Source organism: Streptomyces griseorubiginosus (assembly GCF_036345115.1).
Lineage (GTDB): Bacteria > Actinomycetota > Actinomycetes > Streptomycetales > Streptomycetaceae > Streptomyces > Streptomyces griseorubiginosus_C.
The window spans coordinates 3,880,871-3,895,340 of the sequence record NZ_CP107766.1 but is presented as its reverse complement, the minus strand read 5'-3'; the positions used below and the strand labels follow the sequence as shown (position 1 = coordinate 3,895,340).

The window sequence follows — 14,470 nt, the reverse complement described above, 5'->3', positions numbered from 1 at the left end:
GGAACATGACCACCAGTGCGAACGGGCGCCGCAGGCCCCCCACCATCCACGACGTGGCCCGGGAGGCGGGCGTGTCGCGGGGCACCGTCTCCCGTTTCCTGAACGGCGGCCACTACGTCTCGCCCGCCGCCGGGCGGGCCGTGGAGTCCGCCATCAGGAAGACCGGGTACGTGGTCAACCGGCATGCCCGCAGCCTCAGTACGGGCCGTTCGGACTCGGTGGCGTTCCTGCTGACGGAACCGCAGGAGAAGTTCTTCGAGGACCCCAACTTCAACGTCCTGCTGCGCGGTTGCACCGAGCGGCTCGCCCAGCACGACATCCCGCTGCTGCTGATGCTCGCCGAGAGCGACGACGACCGGCGCCGACTGACCCGGTACATCACCTCGGGCCACGTCGACGGGGTGCTGCTGCTGTCCAACCACAGCGGTGACCCGGTCGCGGCCGAACTCCACGACGCGGGGATCCCGTTGGTGGTGTGCGGCAAGCCGATCGGGCTCGGCTCCAAGGTGAGTTACGTGGCCGCCGCCGACCGGGAGGGCGCGCAGGACATGGTCCGGCATCTCCTCGAAGGGGGCCGGCGCCGCGTCGGCATGGTCACCGGGCCGCTGGACATGCCGGGCGGCCCGGACCGGCTGGCCGGCTACCGGGACGTGCTCGCCGAGGCGGGCCTGCCCTACGACCCGGCGCTCGTGGTGGAGGGCGACTTCCGGCGCAGCGGCGGCGAACGCGCGGCCCGGCGCCTGCTGTCCCAGGCCCCCGACATGGACGCGGTCTTCGTCGCCTCCGACCTCATGGCCCTCGGCGTCGTCAACGTCCTTCAGCAGTCCGGGCGTTCGGTCCCCGATGACATCGCTGTCGGCGGCTTCGACGACTCACCCGCGGCCACCGCCATCGCCCCGGCCCTCACCACCATGCGCCAGCCCTTCGACCGCATCAGCGCCGAGATGGTCCGCATGCTCCTGGCCCAGATCGCCGGCGAGGACACGGCGGGGGTCATCCTCCCGACCGAACTGGTGGTGCGGGACTCGGCGTAGCGCCGAAGAAGGGGAGCAGGGGAGTGGCCGTCCGGCCCCACCCGCCCCTCCACGCCCCCGGAACCGGAACTGCCGTCAACAGATGTGAAAGCAGCAGCCGTCCGGTTCGCGTCGAGTCGGAGGAGCCAACCATCCGTATTCTCTGATCATGGCCGCCTCCCCCGCATATTCACTCATCGCCACCGACCTGGACGGCACGCTGCTCCGCGCCGACGACACCCTCTCCGACCGGTCGTTGGCCGTGCTCGCGAGGGTGGCGGCGCGCGGGGCCCAGCACCTCGTCGTGACGGGACGGCCGGCACCCAGAGTGCGGCCGCTCCTCGACGACCTCGGCAGCACGGGGCTCGCGGTGTGCGGGCAGGGCGCGCAGGTGTACGACGCCGGCGCGGACCGTCTGCTGTGGTCGGTGACCCTGGACCGGGAGCTGGCCGAGACCGCGCTCGGGAAGATCGAGGCCGAGGTCGGGCAGGTGTACGCGGCGGTGGACCAGGACGGTGTCGACGGGCTGACCCTCATCGAGCCGGGCTATCTGATGCCCCATCCGACCCTGCCCGCGGTGCGGGTCGGCCGCCGCGACGACCTGTGGTGCGAGCCGATCAGCAAGGTGCTGCTGCGCCACCCGTACCTGTCCGACGACGAGTTGGCGGTCACGGCGCGCTCGGTGGTCGGCTCGCTGGCCACGGTCACCATGTCGGGCCCGGGGACCGTCGAACTCCAGCCATGCGGCATCACCAAGGCGACCGGTCTCGCGCTGGCCGCCGAACACCTGGGCCTGGGGCCCGAGGTGACGATCGCCTTCGGGGACATGCCCAACGACATCCCCATGTTCGACTGGGCGGCCCACGGCGTCGCGATGGCCAACGCCCACCCCGAACTCAAGGCCGTGGCCGACGAGGTGACCTCGTCGAACGAGGACGACGGCATCGCCGTCGTCCTCGAAAGACTGTTCAGTGCGGCGTAGTTCCTAGTACGCGCCCCACACGTTGTCGATGGACCCGTACCGCTGGGCCGCGTAGTTGCAGGCCGCGGTGATGTTCGCGACCGGGTCGTACGGGTCCCACGAGGTGTTGGCCACGTGGTAGGCGTTGAAGGTCGGGTCGATCACCTGGAGCAGGCCCTTGGAGGGCGTGCCGGCGGCCGCGTTGGAGTCCCAGAGGTTGATGGCGTAGGGGTTGCCGGAGGACTCGCGGATGACGTTGCGGTAGATGCCGTCGTAGGAGCCGGGGATGCCGTGCTCGGCCATGACGGCGAGGGAGGCGCGGATCCAGCCGTCGAGGTTGTTGGCGTAGCCGAGGGTGGTCGCGGTCTGCACGGCCGGGGTGGCCGCGGACGCGGTGGTCGCGCCGATGAGGGGGAGCGCGAGTACGGCGACTCCGGTGCCGGCGATGGCGAGCTTGCGGACGAGACGGCTCGTGCGGGGAGCGCGGTGCTGAGCGGCAGCAGGCATGGCGAATTCCTCTCCGTCGCCTGCGAGGTGAGCTGTCGGGTTCGGGCGGGGAGTTGCCCGGCCATGCCCGTAAAAGGCATGACTTCACCCCAAGCCGTACCGGTATGTCCGAAGACGCCCGGTCCGGCGGCTTACCTGGTTCCCCCGCTCCTGCCGTGGTTCTCGGTGGGTGTACGGGCGGCGGCAGGATTCGGCGTCCGCCCGACAGGCCGGGAACGTATGCGAGAGCACATGTCCGGAACAAGTGGCGAATTCACATGCCGTGCCTATTGACCTTGGTCGGGGGTATTTGGGGCACTTGATCCTTTGCGGTCGCAAGCCTCAACTGGCGCGCCGAAAAAGGCGGATTGATGGATTCCGGATATCCGTCGGACCGTCAGCCCGAGTGAGTCACATCACGCCCGTGCGCAAGACGCGCAAAACGGGCAAGAGGCTCAACTCATAGTCAACCGGCCGTCCGTGGGATCCGCTTCTCCCACGTCCGGTGGAAGACCACCTCGCCGCCGTCGGTGCAGATCACCTCGTTCGAGGTGAAGAAGTCCGTCCCGTCGCAGCTGATCTCCGAGCGGGTGCGCACGGTGGTGTCCCAGGCGAGTTCGGGGCGGTGCAGCCGGATCGACCAGTCCGAGCGGGTGCGGGCGGACAGCGGGTCCTGCTCGTCGATCGTGTACGTCTCCAGCGCGTCCTCGGTGAACTCCAGCCCGTCGGGGTACACGTGCGTGCCGCCGTACCGGGGATCGACCTCCAGACGCCACTCGCCCTTGGCCACGTCACGCACGACCAGGCGCTCGGGGCGCGGCTCGTCCAGGGTGGCCGGGCTCCATCCGTCCGCGGCCACGCCACGGGTGCCCCCCGGCGGCGCGGGCTGCTCCGGCTCCTCGAACGTGATGTCCGGGGACGCCTCACGCGCGCGGACCGGCAGTTCGAGGAAGCTGCCCGCGGGGTCCAGGGTGAAGCCCGCCCGCGACTCGGGCTGCGGCCAGATCCACGGCCAGTACGCCGAGGACACGGCGAGCCGGATCCGGTGCCCGGGCGGGAAGGCGTGCCCGACGCCGTTCAGCTCGAAGGCGACCTCCCGCGTGGCGCCCGGCTCCCAGGGCACCACCCGGTCCCGGCCGAGGCGCGCCGAGAGGTTGAGCACCCCGCGCGTGACGAGCGTCGAGGAGCCGTCCGGGGCGACATCGCACAGCCGCGCGACGACCTGCCCGCGCGACACCTCCGAGGTCACCCTGAGGCGCACCCGCGGCCGTCCCAGCACCCACGTCTCCTCGCCCACCGCGAACTCGAAGCAGGCCGAGCGGGCGTCCTCCTCCCGCTGGTCCGGCGGCAGATCGGCGTCGTTCCCGAACGGGACGAACCGGCCGGCGTCCACCCCGGTGTGCTGCGGCGAACGGACCAGCACGGCGGGGCCCTGGAGGCCGTACGACACCGTCGTGACGTGGGGGGAGGGCCAGGCGGGCTCGCCGACCCAGCGGCCGGGCAGGGTGCCGTAGACCGTCGCCGGGGGGTGGGAGTCGCTGACGTAGGAACGCAGCAGCGGTTCCCGCATGACGCCGCTGTCGATGCCCTTGAGGTGCTGGTCCCACCAGCGCAGGGTCTCCTGGAGGAAGCCGATCGCCGGGCCGGGCGGCAGGCCGCGGTCCGGGTACTGGTGGGACCAGGGGCCGATGATCCCCCGGACCCGGTCGGCGGGCAGGTGCTCGACGAGCCGGAGGACCGTGTCGCGGTACGGGTCGTGCCAGCCGCCCACCGCGAGGACGGCCGCGTCGATCGCGCCGTAGTCCTCGCGGACGCTGCCGTGCCGCCAGTAGGCGTCCCGGGTCTGGTGGCCGAGCCAGGTGTGGAGCACCGGCTCCACGGCCTCCAGGCGCTTCAGCCACATCTCCCGCCAGGCGTCGCCGACATGGAGCGGGTCGGGTGGCCGGCACACGTGGGCGAGCATCGTCGCCGCCCACGCGTGCGTGTCCACCGCGAGGACGGAACCTCCCCTGTAGTGCACGTCGTTGTCGTAGCGGTCGTCGGTGGCGCAGACGGTGACGACCGCCCTGAGCGGCTCGGGCGCGAGGGCCGCGATCCGCAGGGAGGTGAAGCCGCCCCAGGAGAGGCCGAACATGCCGACCCCGCCGTCGCACCAGGGCTGCGCTGCCAGCCAGTGGACGACCTCGACCCCGTCGGCGAGCTCGGTCGCCGAGTACGCGTCGCCCGGCACGCCCTCGCTGTCGCCGTGCCCGCGCACGTCCACCCGCACGGAGGCGTAGCCGTGGCCCGCGTACCAGGGGTGGCGCTGCCGGTCGTGGGGCGCGGTCCGGTCGGCGAGGCGGTACGGCAGGTATTCGAGGATCGCGGGTACCGGTTCGGGAGTGAGCGGCCGCCACACACGCGCGTACAGCCGCGTCCCGTCCGACAGCGGGATGCGGACGTCGTCGCGGGTCGTCTCGTGGGGGAAGGACGTACGGATGTGCATCATTTCCCTATAAGGAGATAGATGTCCGTTCTTTTCAGGTGATCAAAAACATACCGGTCGTGATCCGATACCGCCTGGCATGGACGGGGCGGGCGCTATCGGTGATCCAAAGGTGACCGGATACGCTGACTCGAGTGATGGCAGCGACCTATCGACATTCCGCATAACCGCCAGAAGACACCAGCAGACAGGAGACCCCTCGTGACCGTCGTCGGGCCGTTCGGGCTGAGCGTGCGGGACCAGGCTCTGGAAGCCGATGTCCAGGCCGGAATGACGGCTGTCGAGGAGGGACTGCTCGAGGCCACCAAGAGCGAGGTCCCCTTCATCACGGAGGCCGCCCAGCACCTGGTGCGGGCGGGCGGAAAGCGGTTCCGGCCGCTGCTCGTGATGCTCGCCGCCCAGTTCGGCGACCCCTATGCGCCGGGCGTGGTCCCGTCGGCCGTGGTGGTGGAGCTGACCCACCTCGCGACGCTGTACCACGACGACGTCATGGACGAGGCCGCGGTGCGCCGCGGGGTCGACAGCGCCAACACCCGCTGGGGCAACTCGGTGGCCGTCCTGACCGGCGACTTCCTGTTCGCCCGTGCCTCGCACATCCTCGCCGACCTCGGCCCCGAGGCGGTCCGGGTGCAGGCGGAGGCGTTCGAACGCCTGGTCACCGGCCAGATCCTGGAGACCGCGGGCCCGATGGACGGCCGCGACCCGGTCGAGCACTACCTGGACGTGCTCGGCGGCAAGACCGGCTCGCTGGTCGCCGTCTCGTGCCGCTTCGGGGCCATGATGTCCGGCGCCGACGAGACGGTCGTGGACGTCCTGACCCAGTACGGCGAGCGCCTCGGCGTGGCCTTCCAGCTCGCGGACGACGTCCTGGACATCGCCTCCGACTCCCACGAGTCCGGCAAGACCCCGGGCACCGACCTGCGCGAGGGCATCCCCACCATGCCGGTGCTGCGGCTGCGCGAGCGGGCCGCCCGGCTCGGGCTCGCCGAGGACATCGCCCTGTGCGAGCTCCTGGACTCCGACCTCACCGACGACGCCCGGCACGCCGAGGCGCTGGCCGCGCTGCGCGGTCACCCCGCCCTCGAACAGGCCCGCCGGGACACCGTGCGGTACGCCCAGGACGCGCGCGCGGCGCTGGTCCCGCTGCGGGAGTGCGACGCGAAGGCGGCCCTGATGGAGCTGTGCGACGCCGTGGTGCACCGCGCGGGCTGAGGCCCCTGGCATGACGAGGACCGGCACCGCCCCCTACGGGTCGTAGGGGGCGTTCGCATGTCGTGTCATACCCCAGGTGTACACGGAGTTGGCTCCGTGGGCTGACGCATGCTCATGGCCGATTTGGTCAGATGGACACCACGGAAAACACCACTCCTCACCGATTCGGGTGAGAATGGCGGCTACGGGGTGGACGTAGGGGAGTTGACAGCCGCCGCCGACGACGGAGGTAAGGCACACATGGCACCGAACGCATCCGACGACAGCGCTACCGCCGCGGACGCCGACGAACTGCGCGCGGCGCGCCGGCGCAAGGCCGCGCGCTACGTCGTGCCGGCCACGGTGGTGGGAGTCGCGGCGGCGACCATCGGGCTCGTCCCGGCGCTCGCCGACTCCGGCGACCCCGACCTGCCGAAGATCAGCGCACAGGAACTCATCGAGAAGATCGCCGCGTCGGACGTCCAGCAGCTGTCCGGCACCGTGAAGATCACCACCGACCTCGGTCTGCCGGACCTCGGCGGCCTGGAGAACTCGCTCGGCTCCGCCGGTCCCTCCGGGTCGGGCGACGGCTCGTCCGCCGACCCGTCGAGCAAGCTCACCGAGCTCGCCTCCGGCACGCACACCCTGCGGGTCGCGGCCGACGGCGAGGACAAGCAGAAGGTCTCGCTCCTGGAGGACGCGGCCGAGTACAGCCTCATCCACAACGGCAAGGACGTCTGGGGCTACGACAGCAAGTCCAACTCGGTCTTCCACACCACCGCCTCCGAGGGCGACGGGAAGCAGAAGGAAGAGCTGCCGGCCACCCCCAAGGACCTCGCCGAGGACGCCCTCAAGGCCGCCGACAAGACCACGTCGGTGACGGTCCAGGGCACCGCCCAGGTCGCGGGCCGGGACGCCTACCGCCTGGTCATCAAGCCCAAGGACGAGGGCACGACCGTCGGCCAGATCACGGTGGCGGTGGACGCGAAGACGGGCCTGCCGCTGAAGTTCACCCTCACCCCGGCGAGCGGCGGCGCCGCCGTCGTGGACGCGGGCTTCACCCAGGTCAGCTTCGCCAAGCCGGCCGCCTCCACCTTCGACTTCACCCCGCCCAAGGGCGCCAAGGTCGAGGAGAAGGACCAGGACGCCTCGAAGGCACCCGGGCACTCCGAGGAGTTCGGCAAGGACTTCGGCAAGGAGTCCGGCAAGGGCGCCGCCGGCGAGCTCGGCAAGGGCGGCCCCGAGGGGCTCAATGTCATCGGGGACGGCTGGGACTCCATAGCCACCTTCGACACCGGCGGCCAGGGCGTCCCGTCCGGCTCCGAGGTCGGCGGTGACGTCGGCGGCTTCCTGGACTCGCTCGGCGACAAGGTCTCCGGCAAGTTCGGCGAGGGCACCGTCTTCAAGACCCGCCTGATCAACGCCCTGATCACGGACGACGGCAAGGTCTACGTCGGCGCGGTCACCAAGGACGCGCTGGTGAAGGCGGCGGACGCCGGCAAGTAAGACCCCACGGGCACGACGAATCGAGGGAGCCGATGGACCAGCCGTCCGCCACGGAACCCGATCCGGAGGGATCGGGTGACAGCGCAGGCGGTGGCGTGGGCGCGGAGGACAGCGTCATCCACACCCACGCCCTCACCAAGCGCTACCGCGGCGGACAGCTCGCCGTGGACAGCCTCGACCTGACCGTCCCCGCGGGCAGCGTCTTCGGCTTCCTCGGCCCCAACGGCTCCGGCAAGACCACCACCATCCGCATGCTGATGGGCCTGATCGAACCCACCTCCGGTTCGGCGCGCGTGCTGGGCCACCCCATGCCGCGCGCCTCCCGGACCGTCCTGCCCCACGTGGGCGCCCTCATCGAGGGCCCGGCCCTCTACGGCTTCCTCTCCGGCCGCGACAACCTCGTCCGCTACGACGCCGCCGACCCCACCGCCGACCCGCGCACCCGGCCCACCCGGGTGGCGGCGGCCCTGGACCGGGTGGGCCTCGCGGCCGCCGCGGGCAAGAAGGCGAAGGCGTACTCGCTGGGCATGAAGCAGCGGCTGGGCCTCGCGGCGGCTCTGCTCCAGCCCCGTCGCCTCCTGGTCCTGGACGAACCCACCAACGGCCTCGACCCCCAGGGCATGCGGGAGATCCGCTCCCTGGTGCGCGAACTGGCCTCCGACGGCACCACGGTCTTCCTCTCCTCCCACCTCCTGGACGAGATCGAACAGGTCTGCACCCACGTGGCGGTGATGGCCCAGGGCCGCCTGATCACCCAGGGCCCGGTGGAGGACCTGGCGGCGGGGGCGAGGGGACGCCTGGTGGTGACGACTCCGGACACGGTGGACGCTGCGCGGGTGCTGAAGGAACGAGGTCTGTCGGACGTGACAGTGGCCGAGGAGAGGGTGACCTGCGATCCCCCGGACCATGAACTGGCCGACATCAACGCGGCGTTGGTGACAGCGGGCGTGCGGGTGCGGGGCTTCGCGGTGGAACGGCCCTCCCTGGAGGACGCCTTCGTGGCCCTGACGGGGGAGGGCTTCGATGTCGCAGGCTGAGTTGGGTGCCCCTCAGGGGCGCGGGGAACTGCGCGACAAGCCACAGACGACCCGCAGCCGCCGTACGACCTTCTACGGGACCCTCTTCCGCAACGAGCTCCACACGACGTTCCGCCGCTGGCGCACCCTCGCCCTGCTCGCCGTACTCGCAGCCGTCCCGATCCTCGTGGGCACAGCGGTGAAGATCGAGACCGGCGACGACTCCTCGGCGGGCCCCGGAGGGGGTGGCGGCGGACCGGCCTTCATCTCCCAGATCACCAACAACGGCCTGTTCCTGGTGTTCACCGCCCTCGCGGCGACCCTCCCCTTCTTCCTCCCGATGGCCATCGGGGTCATCGCGGGCGACGCGATCGCGGGCGAGGCCAACGCGGGCACCCTGCGCTACCTTCTGGTCGCCCCCGCGGGCCGCACCCGCCTGCTCCTCACCAAGTACGCGACGGTGATGACGTTCTGCCTGGTCGCCACCCTCGTGGTCGCGCTCTCGGCGCTGGCGGTGGGCGCTGTCCTCTTCCCGCTGGGCGACCTGACCACGATCTCCGGCACCCGGATCACCTTCGCGGAGGGGCTGGGCAGAGCTCTGCTGATCGCCCTGGTGGTGGCCGCGTCACTGATCGGCGTGGCGGCCCTGGGCCTGTTCATCTCGACGCTCACGAACAGCGGTATCGCGGCCATGGCCACGACCGTCGGTCTGCTGATCACGGTCCAGATCCTCGACCAGATCCCCCAGCTCCACGCCCTCCAGCCGTACTTCTTCTCCCACTACTGGCTGTCCTTCGCCGACCTCATGAGAGAACCGGTCTACTGGGACGACCTGGTGAAGAACCTGGGCCTTCAGGCGCTGTACGCGGCGGTGTTCGGCTCGGCGGCGTGGGCGAGGTTCCTGGCGAAGGACATCACGGCGTGAGCTGCTCGTAGGGGAACCGCGCGAGCGGGGCCTCCTGCTCGAAGAACGTCTTCGCGCGGGTGAGGGCGTCGGTGTCCTTCAGGACGTCACCGCGCTTGCTGCCGTTGCCGAGCAGTACTCCGCCGAAGCGCATCCCCATGTACGCGGCCGAGTTGTTCAGGGTGCCGACGAGCGGGTCGGCGACCTCGAACTCCTCGTGGGCGAGCGCGGTGACACCCCACAGCGTGCGTCCCGCCATGGTCGCCTTGAACTCGACACCCGGGGTGCGCAGCCAGCCCGACCAGTAGTCGAGGTAGCGCTTGACGTGCGCGGAGACCGAGTACCAGTAGAGGGGCGAGACGATCACGATGTCGGTCGCGGCGAGCGTCGCGTCGAAGAGCAGTGCGGTGTGGCCGATCGTCGGGCGCACGTGGTCCGTGTCGTGCCGGAGGTCCTCGAAGTCGGGCAGCGGATGCGCCGCGAGGTCGATCCACTGCTGCTCGACGTCCGAGGGCAGTTGTTCGGCGGCCCGGCGGGCCAGCAGTTCGGAGTTGCCCTCGCTGCGGCTGCTGCCGAGCACGAACAGGAAGCGGCGCGTCATGGAGATCTCCCGGAGGGGCGGCGTACGGCGTGCGGTAATTACTCGCATGTGCATTATATGCGTGCGCATCCACTTGTCCAGGGTGGGGTGGGGGAGCGGAGAGGGTGCAGGGCGGGGTCGGGATGGGGACGGGGTGGGCGGGGTGGGTCGGCCGGGCCGGGGGCGGGAGGCGTCAGCGGACGTTGGTGGTGGCCTGGACGAGCCGGACCAGGGCCTCGGTGCCGCGTGGTGGTTTGCCGCTCAGGTCGCCGAGGCGCCAGTCGGAGACCCAGGGCACCCGGTACACGTCGACCGCCGACTCGATCTCCTTGATCCGGTCGGCGAGGGGCCGGGGGAGCCGCCCGGGGGCGTCCGCGACGAGCACGACGGCGTCGAGGTCGAGGCCCGGGGGATGCTCCCCGTGCCGGAAGCCCTCCAGGGCACGGCGGACGGCGAGCAGACCGGTGGCGTGCGTGCGGGCGACGAGCAGGACGGATGCCGGGGCGCCGGGGCCCGGCCAGTCCCGTCCGCTGTCGTGACCGCCGTAGACGGTGGCCAGGGTGGAGACGCCGGCGCCACCATGGGTGCCGACCCACGAGAACCGCCTCCCGGCCGGGGGCACCGGCCCGCGGATCCAGATCTCCGGCCCCTGTCGCTGCACGTTCTCCGCCTCTCGCCGTCCGTCGGTGCGCATGCCCGCGCCCCGACCCTGTCATCCCACCCGTCCCGCAGCTCCTGGAACAGGCCTGTGACATCACGGTGACGTGAGGACCGGGGGCGAGCGGAGAGACTCGACAGTACGTGCACGACCGTGAGGGATGAGATGTCTCGACTCAGCCGCGACAAGAAGCGGGAACAGCAGTGGGGGACGCCCCCGATCGACGTCCGCGTCCCGTCGACGGGCGAGTGCGCGACGGTGGCCGGAACGACGGTCACGGCGTCTGCCGGTGAGGAACTCCACCAGGCCGTCCTGACCCATCTCCACCACCTCGCCCGCACCTCGGGCCGGCCCGTCCACGCCACGATCCACGACGCCCGCATCGGCTGGGTGGTCCCCTTGGAGATCACCACGGACGGCGCCAGCCGCTTCACCGCGGATCCGGTGAGGATCCCTCCGCGCGCGGAACCGGTCCATGACACCCCGGAGGCCTTCGAGGCCCCGAGCGGCCCGGTCCTCCTCCCGACGACCCACCGGGTGTTCCCGAACCCAGCCGACACACCCGGCAACGAGCCGCACACCCCGTCTGCAACTCCTACGGGACCTTCGGTCCAGGCGCCGCCCTCCACCCCGCTCGCGGCTCCCGCCGGATCTCCGGCTCAGGCGTCGCCTTCCAGTCCGCCCGCGGCTCCGATTGGGCACCCGGTCCAGGTGTCACCTTCCAGCGCGCCCGCGCCCTCGGCTCCCACCGGATCTCCGGCTCAGGCGTCGCCTTCCAGTGCGCCCGCGGCTCCGATTGGGCACCCGGTCCAGGCGTCACCTTCCAGCGCGCCCGCGCCCTCGGCTCCCACCGGATCTCCGGCTCAGGCGTCGCCTTCCAGCCCGCCCGCGGCTCCGATTGGGCACCCGGTCCAGGTGTCACCTTCCACCCCGCCCCCAGTCGCGGCTCCCACCCCGACCCCGGACCACACCTCGGCCCCGCCCCCGGCCTCCACCCCGCCGCAGTACTCGCCCCCGCCCCCCGGCACCGCCGTACCCCCCACAGGCGCGTTCGGCCCGCCCCCCGTCATGGACGCACGCCCCGCAGCTGCCGCCGAGGCGCTCCCCGCGACCCACTCCGCCTACACCCCGAGGCCCCTGCCTCCGACCCCCCTCACCTCACCCCCCGCCGACACCCCGCAACGCCCCCTCCCCCCAACGGACTTCGCCGCCGCCCCCCTGCCCCCCACCGACACATCACCGACGCCTCTCCCCCCGACCCCCCTCCCCTCAACCAACCTCCCCACCCCACCCCAACCCCTCCCCGCCCCCGGCACCACCCCCACCCCCACCCCCCGTCCCGCACCCGTCCCCCTCCTCACCCCCGCCCAACTCCTCGACGACCCCGACCCCAAGCCCGCCCCCGTGCGGGGGTTCGACGCCGTGGCCGAGGCCGTGATGGGGGAGGGCCTCGTCGTCGAGGACACGGCCGTGCTCGGGGAGGGTGTGGAGCGGATCAGTGAGGCCGTGCGGGAAGGGCGGACGGAGGTTGCCGCGGAGTTGGCTCAAGAGGTCATCGCCGAGGCCGCGCAGACCCTCGGCGCCGAGCACCCCGACGTGCTGCGCGTGCGTGAACTCGCCGCCTACATCGCCTACTTGGCCGGTGAGCCGACGCAGGCCGCGGACATCTCCCTCGACCTCGCCGGCATCCAGCACCGCGCCGGCGACGCCGAGTCGGCCTACGGCAACCTGCAGAGCGCGGCCACCGCCTGGAAGGCCGTACGGGATCCGTCCCGGGGCCTGGCCCTCGGCGGCGACCTGATCGCCCTGTGGACGGAGATGGCCGCCGGGGAGGGCCCGGCGGCCGACGAACCGGAGAAGCTGGAGTCGGCCCGCTCCCGCATGCTCCGCCTCGCGGAACGCGCACGGAACGCCAACTCCTAGCCCAGGGAGCCGTGTTACTGCGACAGCCCCCACACCGCGTACGCCACCGCGTCACTGTTGCGGTTCAGCGCCGTGTCGTTGATGTTGGCCGTCGTGTCGCACGACGAGTGGTAGCAGCGGTCGAAGGCCAGCCCCGACGTCCCGCCCCACTTGGCCGCCTGCGCCGCCGTCTTGACGTAGTCCGCCCCGCTGAACAGCCCGCCCACCGGCACGCCCGCGTTCTTGAACGGCGCGTGGTCGGAGCGGCCGTCGCCCTCGGTCTCGATCTCGGTCGGGACGCCGAGGCCGGCGTAGTACTCCTTGAAGGTCTTCTCGATGGCCGGGTCGTCGTCGTAGACGAAGTAACCAGGGTTCGGCGAGCCGATCATGTCGAAGTTGAGGTAGCCGCTGATCTTCGAGCGGTTCGCCGTCGACAGGCTGCTGACGTAGTACCGGGACCCGACCAGGCCCAGCTCCTCCGCTCCCCACCAAGCGAACCGCAGGTGTTTGGTGGGGTGGAAGCCCGCCCGGGACACCGCCAGCGCGGTCTCCAGGACGGCCGCCGAACCGGAGCCGTTGTCGTTGATGCCCGCGCCCGCCGTCACGCTGTCGAGGTGCGAGCCGGACATGATCACCTGGTTGGTGTCGCCGCCCGGCCAGTCGGCGATCAGGTTGTAGCCGGTGCGGCCGGAGGAGGTGAACTGCTGGATGGTCGTGGTGAATCCGGCGGCGTCCAGCTTGTCCTTCACATAGTCGAGCGAGGCTCTGTAGCCGGCCCGGCCGTGCGCGCGGTTGCCGCCGTTGGCGGTGGCGATGGACTGGAGCTGGGTCAGATGCGCCTTCACGTTGGCCACCGGGATGTCCGGGGCCGCGGCCACCGCGGTTGTTCCCGCGGGGGCCGCGCCGGCTATGGATCCGCCGGCCAGGAGGGAGACGGCGGCGACGACGGCGGTGGCCGTGACGCGCCCGGGAACCGAGAGCTTCATGTGGGGGGCTCCGAATTCCATGGGAGTCCCTGAAGTCACAGGAACTCCACAGCGAATGGTGCCTGGATCGTGAAGCTGAGGTTGACTCACCGTCAAGAGCGCAATCCGGTCAGGGGAGTTCGTACACCGGCTCACCCGACCTTGACGCGAGCACGGACCTTGACGCGAGCACGGACCATGACGTGAGCACGGGCCCGAACGCGAGCACGAGCCCGGACGCGAGCACGGGCCCGAACACGGTCAGTGGACGCAGAACTCGTTCCCCTCCGGATCAGCCATCACCACCCACGCCCCCGAGGGTTCGCTCACCTCGCGCAGCACGCTCGCCCCGAGCCCCGTCAGCCTCTCCACCTCGGCCGCGCGCCTGCCCTCCCCGGGGTGCAGGTCGAGGTGGAGCCGGTTCTTGACGGTCTTCGGCTCCGGCACGCGCTGGAAGAGCAGCCGCCGCCCCAGACCGGTACCGCTGTCCTTGTCGTACGGGTCGTCCGGATGCCGTACGGCGACCAGGTCCCGGAAGGCCAGCCGGGCGTGGTACTCGACGGTCGCCTCGCGCGGCAGCGCGCCGAGCTCCAGCAGCCGCTGGATCAGGGCGTCGTTGTCCTCGGTCTCGTAGTGCAGGGCGGCGGCCCAGAAGTCGGCCTGGGCGTGCGGGTCACCGGCGTCGACGACGAGTTTCCAGTGCAGGGGTGCGGGTGTGGTCTGCGTCATGGAGTCACTTATAGCGACGAATCAGGCCGCGGGCTGTCCTATACGGTCCGCTCGGGGATCGATCCGCCGTACCT

At 71.3% G+C, this 14,470-nt stretch carries 13 protein-coding genes and 1 riboswitch; of the genes, 7 read left to right on the top strand and 6 right to left on the bottom strand.

Annotation, left to right across the window (positions count from 1 at the left end; translation table 11 throughout):
- Positions 1-5: 5 nt before the first annotated feature.
- Both OHN19_RS17450 and OHN19_RS17445 read left to right on the top strand, forming a co-directional pair.
- On the top strand, positions 6-1,034 hold the full coding sequence (locus OHN19_RS17450; RefSeq protein WP_330265066.1) for a LacI family DNA-binding transcriptional regulator: 1,029 nt from the start codon (positions 6-8) through the stop codon (positions 1,032-1,034).
- 148 nt (positions 1,035-1,182) lie between these two features.
- Positions 1,183-1,995 (top strand): HAD family hydrolase, encoded by an 813-nt coding sequence (locus OHN19_RS17445; RefSeq protein ID WP_330265065.1) that lies wholly within the window; start codon positions 1,183-1,185, stop codon positions 1,993-1,995.
- A gap of 3 nt (positions 1,996-1,998) precedes the next feature.
- Here OHN19_RS17445 and OHN19_RS17440 read toward each other — a convergent pair whose 3' ends face one another.
- Positions 1,999-2,481 carry a transglycosylase SLT domain-containing protein gene (locus OHN19_RS17440; protein ID WP_330265064.1) on the bottom strand — a complete coding sequence of 161 codons (483 nt, stop codon included), beginning with the start codon at positions 2,479-2,481 and terminating at the stop codon, positions 1,999-2,001.
- Between the two features lie 4 nt (positions 2,482-2,485).
- Positions 2,486-2,659, bottom strand: a riboswitch (cyclic di-AMP (ydaO/yuaA leader).
- A 267-nt stretch (positions 2,660-2,926) separates the two neighbouring features.
- Positions 2,927-4,945 carry a CocE/NonD family hydrolase gene (locus OHN19_RS17435; RefSeq protein ID WP_330265063.1) on the bottom strand — a complete coding sequence of 673 codons (2,019 nt, stop codon included), beginning with the start codon at positions 4,943-4,945 and terminating at the stop codon, positions 2,927-2,929.
- Between the two features lie 201 nt (positions 4,946-5,146).
- Here OHN19_RS17435 and OHN19_RS17430 point away from each other — a divergent pair, with 201 nt between their 5' ends.
- From OHN19_RS17430 to OHN19_RS17415, 4 genes are all read left to right on the top strand, one after another.
- Positions 5,147-6,157: a polyprenyl synthetase family protein gene (locus OHN19_RS17430; RefSeq protein WP_330265062.1), complete on the top strand. Its 1,011-nt coding sequence runs from the start codon at positions 5,147-5,149 to the stop codon at positions 6,155-6,157.
- A gap of 240 nt (positions 6,158-6,397) precedes the next feature.
- A complete protein-coding gene (locus tag OHN19_RS17425; RefSeq protein WP_330265061.1) occupies positions 6,398-7,642 on the top strand; it encodes a LolA family protein in 1,245 nt (414 codons plus the stop codon).
- Positions 7,643-7,674: 32 nt separating this feature from the next.
- A complete protein-coding gene (locus OHN19_RS17420; RefSeq protein ID WP_330265060.1) occupies positions 7,675-8,679 on the top strand; it encodes an ABC transporter ATP-binding protein in 1,005 nt (334 codons plus the stop codon).
- A complete protein-coding gene (locus OHN19_RS17415; RefSeq protein WP_330265059.1) occupies positions 8,666-9,583 on the top strand; it encodes an ABC transporter permease in 918 nt (305 codons plus the stop codon). The genes OHN19_RS17420 and OHN19_RS17415 overlap by 14 nt, the downstream gene beginning before the upstream one ends.
- Here OHN19_RS17415 and OHN19_RS17410 read toward each other — a convergent pair.
- Positions 9,573-10,163: a flavodoxin family protein gene (locus OHN19_RS17410; protein WP_330265058.1), complete on the bottom strand. Its 591-nt coding sequence runs from the start codon at positions 10,161-10,163 to the stop codon at positions 9,573-9,575. The genes OHN19_RS17415 and OHN19_RS17410 overlap by 11 nt on opposite strands.
- A gap of 172 nt (positions 10,164-10,335) precedes the next feature.
- Positions 10,336-10,836, bottom strand: coding sequence for a hypothetical protein (locus OHN19_RS17405; protein ID WP_330265057.1), 501 nt, complete (start codon positions 10,834-10,836; stop codon positions 10,336-10,338).
- 1,032 nt (positions 10,837-11,868) lie between these two features.
- Between OHN19_RS17405 and OHN19_RS17400 the strand changes: the two genes are divergently transcribed.
- Complete coding sequence (locus OHN19_RS17400) at positions 11,869-12,723, top strand: hypothetical protein (RefSeq protein ID WP_330265056.1); 855 nt, start codon at positions 11,869-11,871, stop codon at positions 12,721-12,723.
- Positions 12,724-12,737: 14 nt separating this feature from the next.
- Here the strand turns inward: OHN19_RS17400 and OHN19_RS17395 are convergent, their stop codons facing one another.
- Positions 12,738-13,688 carry a M28 family metallopeptidase gene (locus OHN19_RS17395; RefSeq protein ID WP_330265055.1) on the bottom strand — a complete coding sequence of 317 codons (951 nt, stop codon included), beginning with the start codon at positions 13,686-13,688 and terminating at the stop codon, positions 12,738-12,740.
- Between the two features lie 240 nt (positions 13,689-13,928).
- Positions 13,929-14,396, bottom strand: a complete 468-nt coding sequence (locus OHN19_RS17390) for a VOC family protein (protein ID WP_330265054.1) — start codon at positions 14,394-14,396, stop codon at positions 13,929-13,931.
- Between the last annotated feature and the right edge of the window lie 74 nt (positions 14,397-14,470).

Coding starts and splice junctions, on each gene's coding strand:
- OHN19_RS17420 (WP_330265060.1), top strand. CDS start 7,675: ATGGACCAGCCGTCCGCCACGGAACCCGATCCGGAGGGATCGGGTGAC.
- OHN19_RS17440 (WP_330265064.1), bottom strand. CDS start 2,481: ATGCCTGCTGCCGCTCAGCACCGCGCTCCCCGCACGAGCCGTCTCGTC.
- OHN19_RS17405 (WP_330265057.1), bottom strand. CDS start 10,836: ATGCGCACCGACGGACGGCGAGAGGCGGAGAACGTGCAGCGACAGGGG.
- OHN19_RS17410 (WP_330265058.1), bottom strand. CDS start 10,163: ATGACGCGCCGCTTCCTGTTCGTGCTCGGCAGCAGCCGCAGCGAGGGC.
- OHN19_RS17400 (WP_330265056.1), top strand. CDS start 11,869: ATGGACGCACGCCCCGCAGCTGCCGCCGAGGCGCTCCCCGCGACCCAC.
- OHN19_RS17395 (WP_330265055.1), bottom strand. CDS start 13,688: ATGAAGCTCTCGGTTCCCGGGCGCGTCACGGCCACCGCCGTCGTCGCC.
- OHN19_RS17390 (WP_330265054.1), bottom strand. CDS start 14,396: ATGACGCAGACCACACCCGCACCCCTGCACTGGAAACTCGTCGTCGAC.
- OHN19_RS17445 (WP_330265065.1), top strand. CDS start 1,183: ATGGCCGCCTCCCCCGCATATTCACTCATCGCCACCGACCTGGACGGC.
- OHN19_RS17435 (WP_330265063.1), bottom strand. CDS start 4,945: ATGCACATCCGTACGTCCTTCCCCCACGAGACGACCCGCGACGACGTC.
- OHN19_RS17415 (WP_330265059.1), top strand. CDS start 8,666: ATGTCGCAGGCTGAGTTGGGTGCCCCTCAGGGGCGCGGGGAACTGCGC.
- OHN19_RS17450 (WP_330265066.1), top strand. CDS start 6: ATGACCACCAGTGCGAACGGGCGCCGCAGGCCCCCCACCATCCACGAC.
- OHN19_RS17425 (WP_330265061.1), top strand. CDS start 6,398: ATGGCACCGAACGCATCCGACGACAGCGCTACCGCCGCGGACGCCGAC.